Raw genomic sequence first — 20,046 nt, forward strand, 5'->3', positions numbered from 1 at the left:
CGATCTTTGCTCCTTTGCAACTTCATTACATTAATTACAAGCTATTAATGAATATGGAGTATGCCAGTGACACTCTTTTTAGATTTTATCCTGGTGATCTTGGTCGCAGTGATGGGATGGTCAGCACAAAAGTGGATTCATAAAAACAAGGCGATCATTCTCGAGATTAATAAACAGCCTTTTCTTAATTCATTTGTAAAACATGTGAAGTGGATCTTACCGTTCATTCTGTTACTTGTTACTACCTTTGTGGGCATCGCTGCATGGCGTTTGATGGTCATCCTCACTGCCTTGGGCGGTTATGGCATTAGTGCATGTTTGCTGGTTCTGATTTATGCAGCCGTGATCTGGTGGAATTGCTCTGTCACCCTTGGTTACAGCCTACTGAATAATGTTCACCAGAGATTTTACCAATGATTGACCGTAGCAAAATTGTTGCCATGGTGGAGCATTGGCTGATGACACCACCGAATGCCTATTACGGTTCAAGTTATGGAGCAGATTTGAATGGTTTGCTTCTGGTCTCGTTAACCTCAAATGTTGCCGATGAATTTATTGCAAAAATGAAGGCAGATTTACCGATTTTATCCAGTCTAGATAGTGATGAGCTGTCTTTGTACACCACAACCAGTGGTTTTGAAAAACGCATTATTGTTTTGCGTATCGGTACAGTCTCAATTGATTTGACCAACCTGCAGCAATCTTCCTCTCAATCCCAGTCAAGTGAGACCTATGATGCTAACGCTGTCTGAATATGAAAATAAACTCGTTGCCCAACTGACGGATTCTGACATTTTAGAGCGTTACAATGCGGGTGATCCCTTGGTCTTGCAACAGATCCGTTCACTGGCAGCTTATTTGTCCTTGCTGTCCCGTGAAATCGATATTGCAACGCTTGAACCATTTATTAAAGCCCGTGATCGTTCGATTATTGCTGATGCGACCAACAAGAATATTCTACCAACCGCAACCTCTTGCCAGCATACGCTACAGGTCAGTAATAGCGCATCAAATAGTGTCACGTTATCACAAGATCGGGAAATTGAAGATAACAGCGGTGGACGTCCTTGGCGCTTACTGCAATCTGTGACCATTGCAGCAGGTTCATCAAATACGGTTCAGGTAGAACAAAGCCAGTATCGTGAAATCAGTTATACCGTTCCATTGACCGAAGTCTTTCATCAAATGCAGCTGGATCTGCAAGATGATATGTATTTGTGCGGATTGACTGTGCAGGATGATGAAACGCCGACACCCAACCGCTATAGCATGTCAGCGCGCTGGATGAATGTAGCGGCAGGTGATTATGCTTTTACTGTAGTGACGGATAGCTTACGCCGTTTGTTCCTGCAATTTGGCGACAGTGATCGAGCAGGGATTACAGCACAAACAGGAGATATTTTTACTATTGGCGTGACTGAGACCTATGGTTATGTCGATACTTCAAAACTGAAAGATGCTTCATTGGTCGATATTGATACCACTGATGAGCAAAAGTTGTCTTTTAAGTTTGTCTCGGATGGTTTGATTCGTTCAGGTGCAGATCCATTGAGTGTGGCACAAATGCGAGTACTTGCCAGCTATCCATCCCTCTATGATGAAAATGCTGTTTACTTGGGCAACTTTGATTTTCTAGTGCGTAAGAAATTTATGTCCCGTTGTCACTTTATCAGTGTCTGGAATGAAAATATCCAGGATAAATACTACGGTGCGACCTATACCGATATTAACCATTTGCATTTGGCATTTATTGCCCAAAACAGTGCTGAGCAGGACAGTATGGCCAGTGAAATTAGCCTTCTGATCGGCAGTGCAGACAATCTTTATCAGGATCGGTTAATTATCAATACTGTAGAAGAAAAAACTTACAACATCAGCATTACTGGTCGACTGGCTGCAGTACATGATATGGATAGTGTGAAAGCACAGATCAAGGGCTTGCTGATTGATAAGTATGGTCGCACCACATTATCTGCCAGCCGCTGGCTGCTGAACGGTTTTAACACTCAGGAAATTGCGACTTTACTGCGAAATAACATCACAGCCTTTCAGGATAGAATCAGCGATTTTTCAGTGAATGCACCTTCAGATATCACTTTGCCACATCAATGGCTGTATATGTCTGAAGATAGTATCAGCATTAATCTTGAACGAACTGCAGATAGTGTGGGGTCTTCATGGATACTCTAAATTTCACAACGCCGTTTATCGATCGTTTTGCACAAGATGGACTTGAAACAGATCTGCTAAACGCTTTTAAAGCTGTGATGGCAAATGATGTTCAATCAGGATTGCAGGATCTGGTCGATTATGGTTGCCCACATATGGGTAGTGCCACGGTAATTGAGCGATTTACCAAGCAAGACGGACTTGTTGTCCTACGTCGTGAGGATGTAGCTGATCAATTGATGCAGGTGATCTATTCAACATGGATCAGCTTGGGCAGTGAGCGAGGCTTAAACTTTCTAGAGTTTGTGCTAACTATGCTGTGGGGAAACAATTGGGAGGTTATTCGACTGTGGCATCAAATTGATCAGATCCAACAGTATCCGCGCTTTCTATCCGAAACTGAGCAAAGTGGCTATTTTCTCACGAGTCGAATTAATCTTGAGATTAGCGAAGATGTTGAACTGAGTGAAATTGTTGAGTTATCTCCATCCGTGCGTAAACTGGTTCCTGCAAATATCGTGCTTAAGGTCATTGCATTGGCATTAAATCGAGATCTTGGATTATCTAAGATTGGTGTTGCTTGTGCAGCAAAGCCGATGAACTTCATCCGAATGGGTGTTGATTATGACCGCTATACAGGCTTTGGGCTGCCGTACTTATTCAATGTCATCTATGATGCCCTAACAGGTATCGCGAATGCCACATGGTCTGAAGATGATGAGGTCTCTGGATTTAAGTTGTATCGATGTCAGGAGAGTATGGCCTTATTAACACTGAACACCATTCTTGAGCGTGCATTCAATCCTGAAGATTATCAAAATAATTTTATTGATTATGCTCAGAATTTCACAGCAAGTAGCTTGGCTACATCGAGCAACTTTTCAGTGAAGTTTAGCCAAATGGCCTTAGACAATCAGACATTACAACTTACAGCATTACTGACTTTGGCCAAAAGCTTTGATGGAACATCTTATACATTTTCTGAATCAGGATCTGTGTCAACTACAATCAATGATTTGATCGCAATTATTGTCGATCGCTGGCAAGCTGCCAAAAACTATAGCTTGATCAATTTTGTTGGTGTGACGGGACTTGGCAATGTAATTGCCAATAATGCATGGTTTCTCTCATCACAGGGTGTGATTTACTATAATGCAGTGAATCCTCAATATTATGCATCTTTTTATCAAGTGCAGAGTGTGACCTATAGTTATACATCCTTTGAGAATGCTGCATACACATATTATGTGAATGTGATCTTGGCCAATAAGACGGACAATGATGATTATGGCGATTTTGTCTCTGCAACCCACAGCTGTAGTACTTCAGATCTTGCTTGCCAAGTTGAAATTGTTTACCAAAGCACCTCAGATCCTGAACTCACAAATACCCTGACGATTACAGTAGACCAGGTTGAAAATGCTGAATACTACCAGTATTGGTATCAATATGATGACGTCAATTATAGCTTCACATCTTTTGAGCAGGCAGCAGAAAACTATTACAACCGGGTCATTTTACCCAACAAAACTGAGACGGATGATTATGGAGCATTCCAGTCAGTGAGTCACAGTTGTGGTGTGACTGATGCGAGCTGCAGTCTTACAATTCAGTATTCAACTGCAGATGATCCAAACCTCAGTAATAGTCTAACTTTAATCTTTAGCTGCGTAGAGAATCCAGATTATGATGCAGATCCGAGCTCTTATAATCAGATTGAACTCAGTGGGGCTGATGTAACTGAGTATCTGGAAAGCTATTTGCAGGATAACCTAGAAAGTGAAGATTCTGTTAGCTTCATTCTTGATGCTTCTGCTGGGGACAAAATCTATGGCAACAATGCATTAGCAGAAAGCTTTACACAAATTTTATTAGATGCGATGCAGGCACGCACAGCGACTATTTCACCATTACCAATTCTGATGTGTACAACTACGGATCAGGCCTATGCTGACCACTTTTATCTCGATGAAGGAAAAAATTACTTTTATCGTATGAGTGCCTACTCATCTACTAAAGAGAAATTAAGTGCAAGTGAAGCAACAATCAGTGTTTGATTGGTACTTGGCTAAAAGGGAAAACTTCGCCTAACGCACACTATCACAGAACAAGTAATCAAGAGAGTAACGATGTCTCAGATCAACAAGGTTCTGTTATCGCAATTGCGTCAGGATTATGAAGCGATTCAGCAACAAGGTTCTCCATTATTGGCATGTCAGGGTATGTTGGTGCCTCAAGGTATGGAAGATATGCGCTTTTTAATTAAAGGCTCTATGCGTCCGATCGTTTCCAATGGTGATCCTGCTGAAGTGCAATATGCAGGAGGTTTTACAGGGATTGTGCCAGGGATTCCCAATACCAAGTATTCAGGCAATATTCAAATTCTGGTGACTGAAGCGGGCTATGATCAGTGGTTTGCAGAGTATATTGTGGCGACAGGTGGTGTAATTGACTGTGATTATTATGATGGTCGTTTAGATAACTTCACTCGGAGTTATGAGCTACTTAACTGTGCTATCCGTTTTGAACAGGCGGAGTTTGATAGCGAAAGTCGTTCTCAAGTCATGACGATTTCTTGCCCATGTGATTATAACTATTTTGGGATTAATGCCAGTATTGGAACTAATGGTACCGTACAGTTGGGGCAGAATAGCTCTGGTGCAACGTCCTTTGCCAGTCGTGTGCAAAGTGTTATTTCAACGACCCAATCTGCACTAAGTAGTGTGAGTCAAATTGCAAGTGCTGCAAGTCGTCTTGGCTCGTTGTTTAGTTAAGAGGTCATTAGCTCATGACCATGCAACTACAAGCCAAGGATAGTGAAAACCCGCAAGTACCGAGTTATCTCGGCATTACAGCGGGTTCAATCAATCATATTGCCACACAGCTTTATGAAGAACTATCGAGTAATGGCTATTCTCTGTTACCTGAAGATGTCATCAATACAGCAGTACTTGAGGCTCAGTACTATGCAGCATGGCAAATGCTGCAGGCACAAAAAAATGCAACCAGCACAATACTACTGGATCAAAATATTGTCTTACAAGCCGCAGAGTGGGCAATTCTAGATCCTGTGATTCGTGCGCATTGTGATTTACAACAAGCCCGTATGATGGAGGGCGTGCGGAGTCTAGGAGCTGAAGGGTTTGGTCTAGATGTGAATACAGCGACACAAATTTACAATGAAGCTAGAAAGACCATGCAGGACGAAGCTTTTTTTGAGGCACCATTTTCTTATGTCACCATGAGTGGTAAGTAAAATGCAGATCACTCTTGTTGATGCCAATTTAACGATTTCTGCTTCCAATTTATTAAGTGCAACACTACGGACGGATCTTGTCCCGGTTCCTACCAGTCTAGAGTTTACTGTGCAGGATACCGAGGCATTAAAAAAGGCTTTGGTATTAGGTGCTAAAGTAACTGTTGGTGAGTTCGGTGCCACCTTTAGCCTCATTAAGGTCATGCCATTGAAAACACAAACAGTTAAGGATGATCGCCGTGTTGGTGGAATAGCCTGCGTTGCAATTCCTGAAGGATGTAATCGATTAATTCAGGCCGTAGACAATGCTGTGATCTTAGATCAGAGCTCATTTAATGCGGCTTATCGTGCTAGTGGTGCCAAAATTAGTCTAGGATCTGATTTACCTTTGCCTGAGTTTATTTGTCTCAAAGGCTCTATGCCAACGCAACGCCTGGCACTCTACATGCAACAGGAAGCTGCCGTTATGGCTTTTCGCAATGGCAAGATTGGCGCCTATAAGATCGATGCGCTGTTCAAACAGGAAGTTGCCCAGAAATTTGATCCAAGTGCCGTAGTGTGGTTTAACAGTGATAAGTTGGAGAACATGAACAAGGCTTCTTATGTGTCAGTCGATGATGATGGTGCAACTATTTTAGGAGATGGTGATACTGTTTCTTCACAGAAAATCATTCAGAAAGCTGGCTTAACCAGTCGGCAGCTGAAGAACATGAATAAGGTTCTGATTCAACGAGGCACAATTTTACGCCCATTAACTACAACAATTCAGGCAGGAGATCTGCTGGAGATCGAGAGTAAGAATTATATCGTTCTTACAGCAGCACATTTGGTGAATACAGGTGCACTGGGTGGCGCAACAGCAACAGCAAGTAAGTTTTGGATTGGTTCCTTGTGATTTGGTACCTGTGACATAACCATGTGATTGTCAGTACGACAATACCCATAGTCAAAAACCATGGGTATTTTTTATGATTCGTACCAGTGTACTTGGAGAAGCTGTCGGGATTCAGTGGTCGGGACTTACTGACAAGAGTGAAACCAATAGTCAGTCAGGTTTGGGCTATCCATTAATTGTTGGTCAGTTTAAACGTGGACGTACAGACCAGCCAATGACCATTACCAGCGGTAACATCAAAGCACTACTGGGCTATGATCCAACCAATAAAGATTACATAGCTGTACAGGATTATCTTGATATTAAAGTGCCAAGTGTTCAAGTACTACGGATTGGTGGAATGAGCTCATAAGTAAGGATATTACCCATGCAATATGGATTTAAACGAGCAAGAATCCTCAGCTATGATTCATCTACACGTACAGCCAAAGTTCACATCTTTGGCTTAACGGATGGAGCGAGTGACGGTCTAACAGCAACATTTGCTTATGCTGTTGGTGAAGATGATCGAGATACTGAGCTTAAAATTCTAGGCAGTTCGAGTAATTTACCAGATGTCTATGTCTTTTTTGAAGGTGGTGATGAAGCTCGTCCAGTGATTGCTTTCTTTAGTAGTCATGGCAGTGATAATGTCACAGACGTACGTCGTATTCGGCAACAAAATATTGAAATCTTAGCAACAGCTAAGGTAACAATCGAAGCACCTGATATTTATATTACAGGAAGTAATACAGTCAATATTAGTGGAACAACGCAGGTCAATGTTAGCTCTGAGACAAAGGTATCCTTGAAAGCACCACAAGTCAGTATCAATGGTGGATAAATGACACAGTTCTGTATTTCATATCCACCGCCAAGTTATCAGGATCTCATCGCTCAAATTGATGATTACACCACAATTGATTTCTCTAATTTAACGTCGATCAGTGCATTAATTGGTATTCCAATACCTATTTATCCTGATATTAGTCAGTACACATTAGAGTTCTCGCAAATTGTTCAATACTGGCAGAACATGCTTTCAGTAAATACGCTCTTTGCAATGATCAAACCTATGGTCAATCTACTAGGTTTGGATCTCGCGGCATTACTTCCCCAAATTCCATATTTGGGAGTATCTATTCTTGATCTGATTACTATTGATCCAGCTCAGTTACGAATACAACTTAAAGAATTGTTAGCACAATATGGCCAAGATTTTATAAATGCATTCTCAGCATTTCTACCCATACCAATTTATTATGATCTTTCAATTTCTTCTTTTGAAATTAATACGTTACTGAAATCTATTTACAATATGTCGGTATATCAGTTGATTAATATTTGCAAAAGCTTGATCGATCAAACACTAGGTAAATTAAAAATTAACGCAGTGCTGAGTTTGCCAACCATACCAACATTGGCAGAGCTACAAGAGATGATCAAAGGAATTGCTTTAGAAAAAATAAAAGCGATTCAGGATGAGATTATTGAATTTGAAAATGAGTTCGAGGCAATCAAGGCTGCTTTAAGTCTTACAGATCTAAGCATTCCAGACATTTTTGCCTTAATTTCATTTGATGGGCTGTCTCTGATCACGTTTCCTGATCCATTTTTCCCAGACTTCTTAAGCTATGCAATTGAGTTAAGAGAAATTATGCTGAGCTATATGCAGGCAATTTATACTCAGATTACAGAGAAAATCGTGTCATTTGTTAAAAGTGTATTAGGAATATTAGGTATCAGTTTCCCTAGTTTATGTATTGAGTTGCCAAGTTTGGAACAAGTCGAAATTTTATAAACGAGATAAGATCACAATATCCATAGTCAAAAAAACTATGGGTATTTTTTTATGATTCGTACCAGTGTACTTGGAGAAGCTGTCGGGATTCAGTGGTCGGGACTTACTGACAAGAGTGAAACCAATAGTCAGTCAGGTTTGGGCTATCCATTAATTGTTGGTCAGTTTAAACGTGGACGTACAGACCAGCCAATGACCATTACCAGCGGTAACATCAAAGCACTACTGGGCTATGATCCAACCAATAAAGATTACATAGCTGTACAGGATTATCTTGATACTAAGGTACCAAGTGTTCAAGTATTAAGAATAGGTTCTATCATCGATTCTGATTGGGAAACTGCCGCTTATCAGATAGCATCATTGTCTCAATATCAAGAATTACCTGCTGGAAAATATCATGTTGTTTTACAAATATTTGAAGATAATGCTGTAAAAAATGTAACTGCTCAATACACTTCTAGTGCATCAATGCAGCTTACATATTTATTATTTTTCTTATTTGTGAATGCGGGTTTGGCATACATTGGCAATGATGTATATCCAGATAATGATGCTGTTAGTTTATTTGCTCTTTTTGATACAAATTCCGATGACAATACGGGTGTTTTTGGAAGTAGCCCAAGTTTCAATATTGTTGAAGCACGTTCGGTGGCCATTTCAATTCTAAAAACCTCTGTTGCTGGTAGTATAGATATTTATGATTATTTATTCTCATCAGGAACATCAAGTGCCAAAGTTCGGAGTGATGGCTATATGGCAGAATTTACCCTACCTTAAATGGGTTGGAACTATGAAGAATACTTGCTAAATCCATAAGCCAGAATACTCATTATTTGTTTATTCTGGCTTTTTTATGGCATTTCACGATGTACTTTCAATTCTGCTTGGAACGGATACTTCGGCATTATCTGTTCAACAACAAGATCTTCTAAATGATACAAGTCAGGAAAACATGGCTCGTATTCAAGAGACAATGAATCCGTTTACCCTAGGAACACTTGACAATAAGCAGAATAAAAAGCGTTCACGCATTGAAATTTACACTAAGTGGGAAAAGATGCTCCGTTTTGCACCGATTGCTGAAGCAATGGGAATTCATATTGCAGCAGCATTGGGTGGTGATGCCACAACAAGCCAGCAGGTTTTTATTACTCCAGCAGCCAGACTGCGCGATAACAAAGAAGCCAAGGTAAATAAAGCTCAGTTAGATCGTTTAAATAAACGTATCAAGCCTATGGAAAAACTCATTAATCAATATATTGTCAAAATATGTCGTGATGGAATTGGCTTTGGTGACGGTTATGCTCGAGTCTATGGTAAGAAAAATCAAGGCATTGTCGATATACTCGCAAATGAGTATACCTATCCGCCGTTGGTACAAGCATATGAGCAGGTCAATAAGACAGTAGCGTACCAGGTTCTGGATTTTAAGAACTGGCAAAAGTCTATCTCGAAACTCAATATGGTTCAGATGCTTCGTCTGAAAATGCCACGTATTACACATGTGCCTCAATACAACATCTCTGACAGTTTCTATGTCACAAAAACCTTGCAATCAGATGATATGGAGCAAGCACCGATTATTCCTGCTTCTGTTGGCGGATCTTTCTGTGCTGAGGTTGAAGAATTTTACGACAACATTATTTTGTGTTTATCTGCAATGAATAGCCAGCAAATTGCAGATGCAGTGAATCAGGTCTTCGTTTCAATCAATATGTCAGCTATGCCACCCATGCAGCGTGATGCTTATAAACGTGGTTTGAATGAAATGATGCGTAGCCATGAGGAATATGTTCGTGATGCGTTGGCAGGTGGTGAGGCGATTTGGAATACAAAATATCATTTCTTGCCTACAAACAATGAAAAGCAGGTCTTGAATCCAATAGGGGATATTAAAGGACAACGAACTTCAACCATTAACACCGAAACCCTAATGATCAATATCCGCCTATTAATGGGTGGTTTAGGCTTAGATCCATCGATGGTTGGTTGGGCCGATATGCTGGCAGGTGGATTGGGGGACGGTGCTTCATTTCACACATCCAGTCAGATTATGCGCCGTTCAATGATGGTTAGGCAGAGTGCAGCTACACTCATTAATCAGCTAATGGCACTGGATTGGGGCTATGCCTATAACGAAGAGTTTGAAGATCCAGCAGATTATCCATGGCAAGTGGAGTTCTATAGTGATCAATCAGCTGCAATGACCGAAGCAATTAGCAATCAGCAACAACGAATGAGTAACTTGACATTAAAAGCTCAGGCTATTGCCGCATTAAAAGAATTAAATCTAAGCGAAGCAGTGGTTGCCCGACTCCTAGAGCGTGATGGTGGAATGGATTATGACGAAGCAGTTGCCCTGGCTAAGGATTTGGCTGAACAGGTTAGACGGGAGCAAGCAATGAACCAAGGATATGGTAGTAATGGAGATGAAAGCTAATGGCAGGTCAAATCATTGAAAATGGGGGAACATTTGATTCTATCGTTGTCAACGCAAATAGCGAAGGTGGTTATTGGGCTGGTATGGAGGTTCAAAAAGCGCGATCAATCTATGAAGAACTTTATCAATTAGGAACTTTATCTTCTGCCCAATTCGGTATTGAACTCGAACCACTGTTTTCTGATCATAGTCTTGGGGATGATGTTCCATTATTAAAAATGAATAGCTCAGACCCATATTACATTCCTTATTTAGCTCAAAATGTAGATGCTTCAATTATTGATGCGGAGACTGACAGCATCAAAGTGGGTACATTTCAGTTAAACCAAATTACAGGAAATACATCAACGGAAGTGCAAGTCACTTTTCTTGAAACAAAAGATGCACGTATATTAAATAGTGCAATTCAGATTAAAGATGCAATGTTTAGTGATGATGGTACTCAAAGCCCACCATCTGATTATTTGCTAAAGATGACTGTATATAGCTTTCAGCGTGATCATCGCAATATTAGACCTTTTGAGCAGTCCTATGTTGTCGCATTACAGTCTGCGAGTGTGCCTTTTGAAGCTAGTAATCAAAACGGAGTACTAATAGTACCGTTGACTTTTATAAAGATGTTTCCAATGTTAGTTAATTTATAATACTAAAAGGCCCCTCAATAACTTGAAGGGCTCTTTATTCTATAACTTTACTTTAAAAATTATTTATGTGTTAGCGCAAAGAAATTTAGCATAATTCGTGCATACCCTATTTTATCAGCAGGTACAGCTACGCTCATATCATCATAAGGGTTATCTTCATCAGGTCTAAATTTGGCGATACCATTGGTTTGATACTGACCCTTCAATTGATATTGATAATAAACGGTTTTCTTATTAGCTCTAACAATATGCAAAGGCGTTGATACACCACTATATTTTATGCCAAATGATCTTTGATATTCTTGAGCTGCTTCAGGGAAAAAAGGGCTAGCTGCATCAAGAGCGCAACCAACACAAGCAGGAACAGAATATAAGCTTAGATTCGATTTTTGATCAGAGGATGTAATCGTGAGAGTAGTATTTCCATCAGCCCCCATATCACCTTGCATTCTTGTCCATTCTGCAGGTGCCAATATCCATTCATCAGTTTGAGCAATATTATAGACTCTCATATGAGAGGCTATATCTTTCGGTAAATCCATTGCAAAATAACATTTTGAAGATTTGCAGTTATTAGTTGGGTAATGGATTTCGCCATCTGTCGCATCACTTCCCATAGGAACACTAACTGAGTAAGCAGGGACATGCACGCCATTTTTAAATGTTGCTTGCCCGATAAAGGTTAAAGGGTGAATCTTTTTTTGTTGATTAATACTGAGTTTAACTCTAGGTGGACTAAAACTATATTTTTCAGCAAAACTCAATGTTGATAAAAGTGACATCGTTAATATTGCGATTATTTTATATTTCATTGAAAAGCTCGTTATTTATTACTAGTAATTTAATGAGTAAGTTAACTATTGTATCGGTTAATTATAGAGATAATAAAGTGATGCATTTGGTACACACCAAAAAATAAGTGCATTTGAATGACCACAATAGCCTCATGAATTTTCTTGAGGCTATTTTTGTGAAGAATACAAAAAACTTTATCCAGCAACATGCACCACATACAGGTTATGTTGTTACAGGTTTTGATGCGGCATTAAATACAGGATCATGCTCAATTGGCTGTATTCAAGGTGTACATCGTAAATTGACTGCAATTGTCACCGAGTCAGCAACAGAAGATGATGTATGGCATGTCGTTAATTTTAAATCACAACAAGGCTTTGATTCGTGTGCTGTCTTAGGTGTTTCTGATGAAGATGACGCTAAAAACATTGCTCATCTTTATTTTGGTCGTATGTTTGACGGTGTAGCAACGGAGGTTATGCTTTCAAATGAAGAAGGCTTAAAGCGCCATTTAGATAATGGTTATTTTCACCGAACCAAAGGAACAGCTATTCAGCCCTGGCAATTAGAAAAATTGCAGGATGTTATTGCTGGTGAACAGCCGATGTGGGATGGGCTTCAATTAAAGTCACATGATGGTTCACTGGCACACCTACTTTCAGATATGCAATTCCATGATGATCACAATGGTCTATTGAACCAGTTTGATGGTTTGCCGGCTTTACTTGATACCTTAGATGCTGAACATCAAGAATTTGATTCGATCATTATTGATTACCAACACCTCGAAAAATTCAGCAATATGCTTAGCAAAGCGATGGATCTTGCAGCAAAAGGCGGCGTTGCGATTACAAGTATGGAAACCTCAAAGCCATTCAAACGCAAGAATGTGGTTAATGTCGCCGTCACCTATAACGTTGCGGATGGGCAGAATGTCACGATTGTTTATCACAATCCAGACAGTACACCGTCAAAACTTGCTGCTACAGATACGCTGATTTCATGGAAAATCATGCTGAATAATCGTGATGTGACAGGTGCAATTCAACCAAACCAAGGTGAAGGTATTGCATTGCCTATTCTGGCAGGTCGCATTATGCAATTGGTCAATAAAAACAGTGCTCGTTTTCAGCGTACGCAAGCGAAAAAAGCCGAGACAAAGCAAAACTTAACCGATGCTCAAGGACGATTAACAAATAAGCAAGGTACATTGGAAGCATTAGATACAGAGATTGAAAGTTTAAAATTGCAATTGGATGGGATAGTTGCATCAAGTCCAAAAGATCAAAACACTCTACCTGAACCTGAACCTGAACCTGAACCTGAACCTGAACCTGAACCTGAACCTGAACCTGAACCTGAACCTGAACCTGAACCAAAATTCAGTCAGGATGATATCGATTATCTCAACCTTATCATCGATGGAGAAATTGCACCTTTAGATGCGGATATGGACAAGATTGTATATCTAGCTGAGCTAGATGAAACAGATCCATTGCTATTACAAGCGATGCAAATCATCAATGAAGCAATCGATCAGGCAAGTGCATAAGGGTAAAATCATGAATACAGTAGAACGTGCAAAAGCCCTGAAGCAGCTTAAAGAATTGCTTGGCCAAAAATCTCAAGTACAAGGTTTGGAATTGGCAAAGGTACTGCGAGATATTATCGCATTACGGCAAAAGCTGGGTATGAATACCCAGCAGGCTGAGGAGCCAAGCCCAGTTTTTACTGCCATTATCAATGGTCAAAAACCTTTTTCAATTGATACTGTACGGGAAGCGATTGATGAAGCTGAAGCTCATCCAGTACATTCACAGTTGGTTCCTGCAACTCAAAAACTATGGGATGAGTATCAGGGGCAAAAAGGCTTTGATGATATCCATGAGGAGGATGATTTTGATTCATGGCTACGTGATGGTCACTTTGACCAGATTGCTTTAAGTGAACTAAAGATTCATCCAATGGCTGGACAGATCCGTCATGCACCGTCTACCACGAAAAGTGTTGTCCTGGTGCAAGAAACCAAAGATCATCATTTCAAGATTCTTATAGGGCAGGAGGTTTATGAAAAAGCTGCAAAAGATGAATATGAATTTTTGCCATGTATTATCCTTCGGGAAAAAGAAGGTTTTACCGATCAAGTGATTAAAACTTTCATTCAGAAACATCCTCATGTGGCTTATGATCCACAATCATTTGCTCAGGCATTAGATGAAGCCATTGCAGACGACGCTGAGCAAGCTTTACCAGGCTAATTGGTACTCCTCCCAAAACCGATGTTTTAAGTCAGCCACAATCACCAAAATTCCTTTGTTATTGTGGCTTTATTATGTCTATCAAAATTGGTAAACGGGCAATTCAGAATAACCCTATATCTGTACTCAAAAAAATCTTATCTCAAGTTGAATCCCGCTTAGAATCCACGGCACAGAACGGTTTTTTCCAAGGTCGAGTAAAAACCATCAAAACAGCCAAAGGGACAAAACTTAATACTGTATTTGCCCTGATCAATATAGATCGAGTTATTGCGTCACATACTGCTGCCGGTGCAGAAAATCCCCAATACCCTCAAGAATTACAGCCGCGTGACCGTAGTCGAGATTCATCTCAAGCATGGGTACAAAAAACGGCAAATGATATCGATCCTGACAGTTTAGGTATGTCTGGCCGCGCAGATACTGGTGCACCGATTGTGGGTGATGATCTGGTGGTAGAATCTGGAAATGGTCGAACTATGGCACTCAAGCTGGCATATGAACGTGGTACTGCAGATGAATACAAAGCATGGTTAGAAAGTGAGGCGGAGTATTTTGGATTTAGCCATACACAGGTGCAAGCCATCCAAAAGCCCATGTTGGTACGCATGCGTACAACACCGATTGATCGTGCACAGTTTGCCATTGAAGCCAATCAGGATGACAAACTTAGCTTTACAGCAACGGAACGCGCCAAAGCAGATGCGAAACGGATTGATGATCAGTTGACCATGTTATTTTCACCCAGTGAAGATGGTGATCTGCTGTCTGCCAGCAACCATAAATTCCTGACTGGATTTATGGCCAAACTTGGAGATACTGAATCTGCACAATATCGTGATCGAGACGGTAACTTTACCCAGGCATTTGCAACACGGGTTAAACAGGCGATTTTTGCCAAGGCATTCAATGATGATCGTTTACTTGAAATGATGGCAGATCACAGTAAGCCTGAAATGCAGAACATGATTAATGCTCTGACTGCATCGGCACCTAAATTTATTGAGGCTCAGGCAGTCAGCCGTGCTCAGGTTGAAGATGTGGCCAGTAAGATTGTGGATGGTTTAGAGCAGTCCCTTGACCAAAAGGTCATGAATGCCATCATTGATGCAACTAATGCTATCTTAGCCGCCCGCCGTAATAATCAGGAAATTACCGAATTCATTAAACAACAAGGCTTATTTACAGATCTGCATGAAGGCGTACCTGAATTGGCAGTATTCATTGCTGAAAACAATCGCAGTGCCAAGAAACTAGCAGTCTTTTTTGAAGCAATCGCTGAATATGTCGAGAAAACTGGTTTAGATAGCCAAAACTTAGGGCTGTTTGGTGAACCTGAACCCATCAGTGTGGGGGATGCTGTGCAGTATGCGTTACAGACCTATCAGAATCATTTTAAGAATAAAAACCTTGTAATGTTTGATTCTGTTTCAGCGGAAGCAATTTTTAAATCATTCAGAAATATTTTTGAGAATATGCTGTCTAAAGAAGGGGCAGATCTATTCCATCAAAACCTAAAATCAGCAATTGATTGTCAGGCTCATCAGGCAGCGACTTCGCCGTTGAATGACTTACCTGAACCCACAGATCAGGAGAAATTAAGTGGTCATTATCAAAAAGGCATACTGGATATCGCGGGTTTAAAGATTGCTATTGAGAATCCCGCAGGATCTGTTCGCCAAGGTGTTGATGCAAATGGTAAAGCTTGGCAATCCACCATGCAGCATCATTATGGCTATATTCTGGATAGTAAAGGCTTTGATGGGGATGAGCTGGATATCTTTGTTAAAAACCATCTCAGTGACTTCAATGGCAAGATCTATATCATTCGCCAGATAGATCCGATCACAGGTGATTTTGATGAGCACAAATTGGTGATTGGTGCAGATTCACCTGAAGAAGCGCAGCAGATTTATCTTTCAAATTATGAGCAAAACTGGCAGGGCTTTGGTTCTATTGGTGAAATTTCTATGGACGATTTGAAAAGTAAGCTTAATCGAACTTGGAATGAGTTTGACGATGCTTATTTGGGTAATACTGAAATTACCCAAGCGAATGCCTTAGAAATCTTACGAACAATTTATACCAGTTTACAAGACAATCCGAATACTGGTGATTTGCTGAGTAACCCATATTCGATTCAGGATTTGGGTGAGAAGATTGGCGGTGCACGTAAAGATACGGCTATGAAAGGCATGAAGAAATCCCGAACATCAGCCAATCTGGATTCCAGACCAGGATGGATGCGCCGTTTTAATATAGTTGAAATTGTTGCTGGGAATGGCGCTGGTACTTGGGAAATCATTGATACCCGTAAAAAACACTGGAATGGTGGTGCTGTAACAGTTGCCCGAGGTTTTAGCAGCGAAACAGAAGCAGAAATGGCAATCCCATTGGTAGCTGTATCACAAAAACATCGTATTTATCGCGCTGCAGGTGAGAACCGCGATAAATTTGCTATTTACCGAAATATCAATGACCGAAAACGTGTTCAGATTGTTGAAACGCTATTTAATACTGAAGAAGAAGCCAAGCTGTATATGGTTCTACATGCTAAGGACATCATTGAAACTAATAGCACATTTGGTGAAGTAGATATTCCAAAGCCTGAAAATACAGTGCGCCAAGGTCCAGAGTATCGTCAGGGTAATGCCGATGGCCAAGACTTCATGAACACTTTTGGTTTGCGTGGGGTTGAGTTTGGTAACTGGAATAATCAGTCTGAACGTCAGGAATTATTAAACGATGCTTTTGATGGCTTAATGGATTTGTCCACAGTACTCGGTGTTTCCCCTAAGGCAATCAGTTTAAATGGTGATCTTGCTTTGGCATTTGGTGCACGTGGCCAAGGTCTAAGTGGTGCTGCAGCGCATTATGAGCGTTCTCGCGCAGTGATTAATCTGACCAAAAAGAATGGCGCAGGTTCACTGGCACATGAATGGCTACATGCTTTAGACCATCATTTAGGGCGTTTAGATGGGCGCGCAAGTTCAGATTGGAATCAACATAATGATGGTACCCGATCCCTTAAAATTGATGAAACTGGTTATCGTGATTATGTTAGCCATGGCTTTTCGTACAACTCAAAGCTTGATCTTGAAGTCATTGAAGCTCATAAAAAGTTGATGAAAGCGCTTAGCTATAAGAATGAACAAGTTGCAGCAGATACAGAAGGGGCTGAAAAATTTGTTAATGAAGCTAAAGATCGTGTTAAGAGTAAGTTAGATGAAATTCGCGCATATTTACTGAGACAGCTTGATCCAAAATACTACAAACGTTTAAACAAACCTGCTTCAGAGAAACAAATTGCTGAGTTTGATGAATGGGCAAATAAGATTCTCTCAGCTGAAATGTTAGAGACTGAAGCGCGTAAAAATCCAAATGCACGTAGCGCTTGGGGATTCCGACAAACCAATGATGCTTTGGATGCAATCAATAACATTATGAAAGCTGTTCGTGGGCGCCAGGGATTTGCAAACGATGGTAAGGGAACGTTAGATTATTTACGTAGCTATATGAGTGGTTATCGTTCACGTCTCGAAATGCTAAAAACCGAGCAAAGTAGTGATACGAAGACCAAGCAAGTGGTGACCGATTTTAAGATGGATGCTAATCGTTTGGATAGCGGTCGTTTAGGTAGTTACTGGCAACTAGATACAGAAATGTTGGCACGTGCATTTCAAGGTTATATTGAGGATAAGGTGAAAGAGAAACAGGGATATAGCCCATTCTTGAACTATGGACCTGAAGGTGCTGCGCTGATTACGCCTTGGGGTGTGAGTTTTGTCTTTCCACGAGGAGAAGAGCGAAAACGTATTAACCAGGCATTTGATGAATTGTTTGAGCTGATGCGCCGTAAGGGCATATTACCTACCGATTAAAGTTGCGGATACAGGAATTCCTGTATCCGATGAAATCAATAACTTAGAGCTACTGATTAAATGCTCATCGAGGGAGAAATTTCTTATTTTGTTGATTCATAAGCTATCAGGAGCTTCTGGAACCTCTTAAAAATTACTCTATTTAGGTAACCCAAAATACCCTAAACACAATTAGGGTATTTTTATGGGTGATTCTGCAATTGCTCAGGCGAAGGCGGCAAATGCAAGCACGATTAAACTGCCACAAAGCAGTGTTAGCTTGCTGTATGACAATATTTCTTCACATCTTGTTGCCACGATCACAGCATTAGACAGTACCAAAGAGGATCTGCCTGTTTTAGGTGATGGCATAGTAAAAGGCTTGTTTGTTGATGGAGATCAGAATATTGAAAGCCAGTGGCAAACGCCGTTTGAAAACTCCAATCCTGAGCAAAAATTACCAACGCTCATGGCTGGCATTCAGTCTGGTGAATTAAGTAATACGCTCGGAGCAGTCGCTGAAGCGGTAGGGCTTGATAGTGTTACTCAGAAATTACAGGATGGTTTGAGTGGGTTGAGAGGAAAAACTAACTTAACAAAGATTAATACTCGTCAGGTTTTTCTTTCTACCGCATCAATTCGCCTAAACCTGACATTGGCGTTTATTGCGATCAAGGATCCTAAAATTGAAGTCGAGGATCAGATTTCATTATTACAACAATGGGCATTACCACAATCCTTAGCAAGTGAAGGGATTATTAGTGGCTCTGTGCAAAGTAAAAGCATTGATTTGTTTCCTAGTATCATCCCTCCATTTGTTTCACTGACTTTGCATGGCAAAACTTATAAGCCGCTCATTATTGAAAGCGTTCAAGTACCTCTTAATGTACCGATTGATGTGAATGGCAATCGTTTATCAGCACAGGTGCAGATTAACTTAATGAGCCTTACTGCCTGGGATAAACAAGACATTATTAATTTATATGGTGGCTCTAAATAATGATGCACTTTGATTCGATTCAAATCGGTAGCACATGCTATCAACTTAAAGAGCTAACTTTTCATAACTCACTTAAAGTTGCAGCGATTCCCAAGCAGTTAAATGAAAAGCGTCTCAGTGAGTTGTTACGGCATATTTTGGTTGATGGTCTAGATCCACTCAAAATGACTGTGCAGGAACGATATGCGCTTTTGGTCACGTATCTTGAAAAGCAAACCAAAACCTTGCTTGAGATTGATATGAATATGCACCCCTATTTGCCGCAATATCAGGAGCAGTGGTTTACCTCAATACGTCTTGAGAATTTAACTGTTCGCCAACTTACGGGGCTTGAAGCTGAATACCTTGAGTCAAAATGCAAAAGTGTTGCGGAATGGATCTCTTGTGCCATGGCATTACAAATGCGGTATGACCAGCATGATGTTCTTGCTGAAGCAATCGACCTTGATAACTTTGAACCACAATTCTTGCTACGGTTAGAGCATTTCAAGCAGCTGGGACAAATTGAATTCAATCAGCATTATGAGTTGTATTCTGAATGCAATAACCAGTTACAAAGCATTCTACGTATAGCAGTCAATGATCATGGTTTTGTAGTTCGTGGAGGTACGGATGATGCGCCAATGCGATTTTGCCCCTCTGCCATCTTTATCGGACTCATCAAAGACGTGGACGAGTTGCATTATGGAGAAGATGTTCACGCTCAGTAATGATACGGGTATTGCCATAAACCATGTCTTTGATCTACCACTAAGTTTTGATCCTGATTTTTATGGATCTGATGCCTACAAAGCAGTTAAGGCAAAACGAAAAGCTGAAAATGAAAAGCAGCAGGTCTTTTATAAAATCATGAATGAAGTCATCAAAGGTATTAACAGAATCATTCGTTAATTGTCGATTTTGGAACCTCAGAAAACCCTTAATAATCCAGCACTCATAATGAAGT

At 40.5% G+C, this 20,046-nt stretch carries 20 protein-coding genes; 19 read left to right on the forward strand and 1 reads right to left on the reverse strand.

Features of this window, described 5'->3' with window-relative positions; translation table 11 throughout:
- The first annotated feature begins 66 nt into the window (after positions 1 to 66).
- From LVY74_RS00625 to LVY74_RS00685, 13 genes are all read left to right on the forward strand, one after another.
- Positions 67 to 417 (forward strand): hypothetical protein, encoded by a 351-nt coding sequence (locus LVY74_RS00625; RefSeq protein WP_237813375.1) that lies wholly within the window; start codon positions 67 to 69, stop codon positions 415 to 417.
- Positions 414 to 752, forward strand: a complete 339-nt coding sequence (locus tag LVY74_RS00630; protein WP_237813376.1) for a hypothetical protein — start codon at positions 414 to 416, stop codon at positions 750 to 752. The genes LVY74_RS00625 and LVY74_RS00630 overlap by 4 nt, the downstream gene beginning before the upstream one ends.
- The gene (locus LVY74_RS00635) at positions 733 to 2,190 is read left to right on the forward strand and encodes a hypothetical protein (protein WP_237813377.1); all 1,458 of its coding nucleotides are present in this window, start codon (positions 733 to 735) and stop codon (positions 2,188 to 2,190) included. Before LVY74_RS00630 ends, LVY74_RS00635 begins: the two co-directional genes overlap by 20 nt.
- Positions 2,178 to 4,226: a hypothetical protein gene (locus LVY74_RS00640; RefSeq protein WP_237813378.1), complete on the forward strand. Its 2,049-nt coding sequence runs from the start codon at positions 2,178 to 2,180 to the stop codon at positions 4,224 to 4,226. Before LVY74_RS00635 ends, LVY74_RS00640 begins: the two co-directional genes overlap by 13 nt.
- 72 nt (positions 4,227 to 4,298) lie before the next feature.
- The gene (locus tag LVY74_RS00645) at positions 4,299 to 4,943 is read left to right on the forward strand and encodes a hypothetical protein (protein WP_237813379.1); all 645 of its coding nucleotides are present in this window, start codon (positions 4,299 to 4,301) and stop codon (positions 4,941 to 4,943) included.
- Positions 4,944 to 4,957: 14 nt separating this feature from the next.
- Positions 4,958 to 5,425: a DNA alkylation repair protein gene (locus tag LVY74_RS00650; protein WP_237813380.1), complete on the forward strand. Its 468-nt coding sequence runs from the start codon at positions 4,958 to 4,960 to the stop codon at positions 5,423 to 5,425.
- Position 5,426: 1 nt separating this feature from the next.
- Entirely contained in the window at positions 5,427 to 6,320 is an 894-nt protein-coding gene (locus LVY74_RS00655; protein ID WP_237813381.1) for a hypothetical protein, read from the forward strand.
- 73 nt (positions 6,321 to 6,393) lie between these two features.
- On the forward strand, positions 6,394 to 6,672 hold the full coding sequence (locus LVY74_RS00660; RefSeq protein ID WP_237813382.1) for a hypothetical protein: 279 nt from the start codon (positions 6,394 to 6,396) through the stop codon (positions 6,670 to 6,672).
- 15 nt (positions 6,673 to 6,687) lie between these two features.
- The gene (locus tag LVY74_RS00665) at positions 6,688 to 7,143 is read left to right on the forward strand and encodes a hypothetical protein (protein WP_237813383.1); all 456 of its coding nucleotides are present in this window, start codon (positions 6,688 to 6,690) and stop codon (positions 7,141 to 7,143) included.
- Entirely contained in the window at positions 7,144 to 8,100 is a 957-nt protein-coding gene (locus tag LVY74_RS00670) for a hypothetical protein (protein ID WP_237813384.1), read from the forward strand.
- Positions 8,101 to 8,151: 51 nt separating this feature from the next.
- Entirely contained in the window at positions 8,152 to 8,880 is a 729-nt protein-coding gene (locus LVY74_RS00675) for a hypothetical protein (RefSeq protein ID WP_237813385.1), read from the forward strand.
- Positions 8,881 to 8,956: 76 nt separating this feature from the next.
- Positions 8,957 to 10,543 (forward strand): hypothetical protein, encoded by a 1,587-nt coding sequence (locus LVY74_RS00680; RefSeq protein WP_237813386.1) that lies wholly within the window; start codon positions 8,957 to 8,959, stop codon positions 10,541 to 10,543.
- Positions 10,543 to 11,187 (forward strand): hypothetical protein, encoded by a 645-nt coding sequence (locus LVY74_RS00685; RefSeq protein WP_237813387.1) that lies wholly within the window; start codon positions 10,543 to 10,545, stop codon positions 11,185 to 11,187. Before LVY74_RS00680 ends, LVY74_RS00685 begins: the two co-directional genes overlap by 1 nt.
- 59 nt (positions 11,188 to 11,246) lie before the next feature.
- On the opposite strand, the gene LVY74_RS00690 is transcribed toward LVY74_RS00685, so the two are convergent.
- Complete coding sequence (locus tag LVY74_RS00690; RefSeq protein WP_237813388.1) at positions 11,247 to 11,999, reverse strand: DUF4850 domain-containing protein; 753 nt, start codon at positions 11,997 to 11,999, stop codon at positions 11,247 to 11,249.
- A 158-nt stretch (positions 12,000 to 12,157) separates the two neighbouring features.
- Between LVY74_RS00690 and LVY74_RS17790 the strand changes: the two genes are divergently transcribed.
- From LVY74_RS17790 to LVY74_RS00720, 6 genes are all read left to right on the forward strand, one after another.
- Entirely contained in the window at positions 12,158 to 13,534 is a 1,377-nt protein-coding gene (locus LVY74_RS17790; protein WP_237813389.1) for a hypothetical protein, read from the forward strand.
- A 10-nt stretch (positions 13,535 to 13,544) separates the two neighbouring features.
- A complete protein-coding gene (locus LVY74_RS00700; RefSeq protein WP_237813390.1) occupies positions 13,545 to 14,240 on the forward strand; it encodes a hypothetical protein in 696 nt (231 codons plus the stop codon).
- A gap of 74 nt (positions 14,241 to 14,314) precedes the next feature.
- Positions 14,315 to 18,121: an LPD1 domain-containing protein gene (locus LVY74_RS00705; RefSeq protein ID WP_237813391.1), complete on the forward strand. Its 3,807-nt coding sequence runs from the start codon at positions 14,315 to 14,317 to the stop codon at positions 18,119 to 18,121.
- 184 nt (positions 18,122 to 18,305) lie between these two features.
- Positions 18,306 to 19,100, forward strand: coding sequence for a hypothetical protein (locus LVY74_RS00710; RefSeq protein WP_237813392.1), 795 nt, complete (start codon positions 18,306 to 18,308; stop codon positions 19,098 to 19,100).
- Positions 19,100 to 19,810 carry a hypothetical protein gene (locus LVY74_RS00715; protein ID WP_237813393.1) on the forward strand — a complete coding sequence of 237 codons (711 nt, stop codon included), beginning with the start codon at positions 19,100 to 19,102 and terminating at the stop codon, positions 19,808 to 19,810. Before LVY74_RS00710 ends, LVY74_RS00715 begins: the two co-directional genes overlap by 1 nt.
- Positions 19,785 to 19,991, forward strand: coding sequence for a hypothetical protein (locus LVY74_RS00720; RefSeq protein WP_237813394.1), 207 nt, complete (start codon positions 19,785 to 19,787; stop codon positions 19,989 to 19,991). The genes LVY74_RS00715 and LVY74_RS00720 overlap by 26 nt, the downstream gene beginning before the upstream one ends.
- Positions 19,992 to 20,046 lie beyond the last annotated feature (55 nt).

This window comes from Acinetobacter sp. ME22 (assembly GCF_022012315.1).
Lineage (GTDB): Bacteria > Pseudomonadota > Gammaproteobacteria > Pseudomonadales > Moraxellaceae > Acinetobacter > Acinetobacter brisouii_A.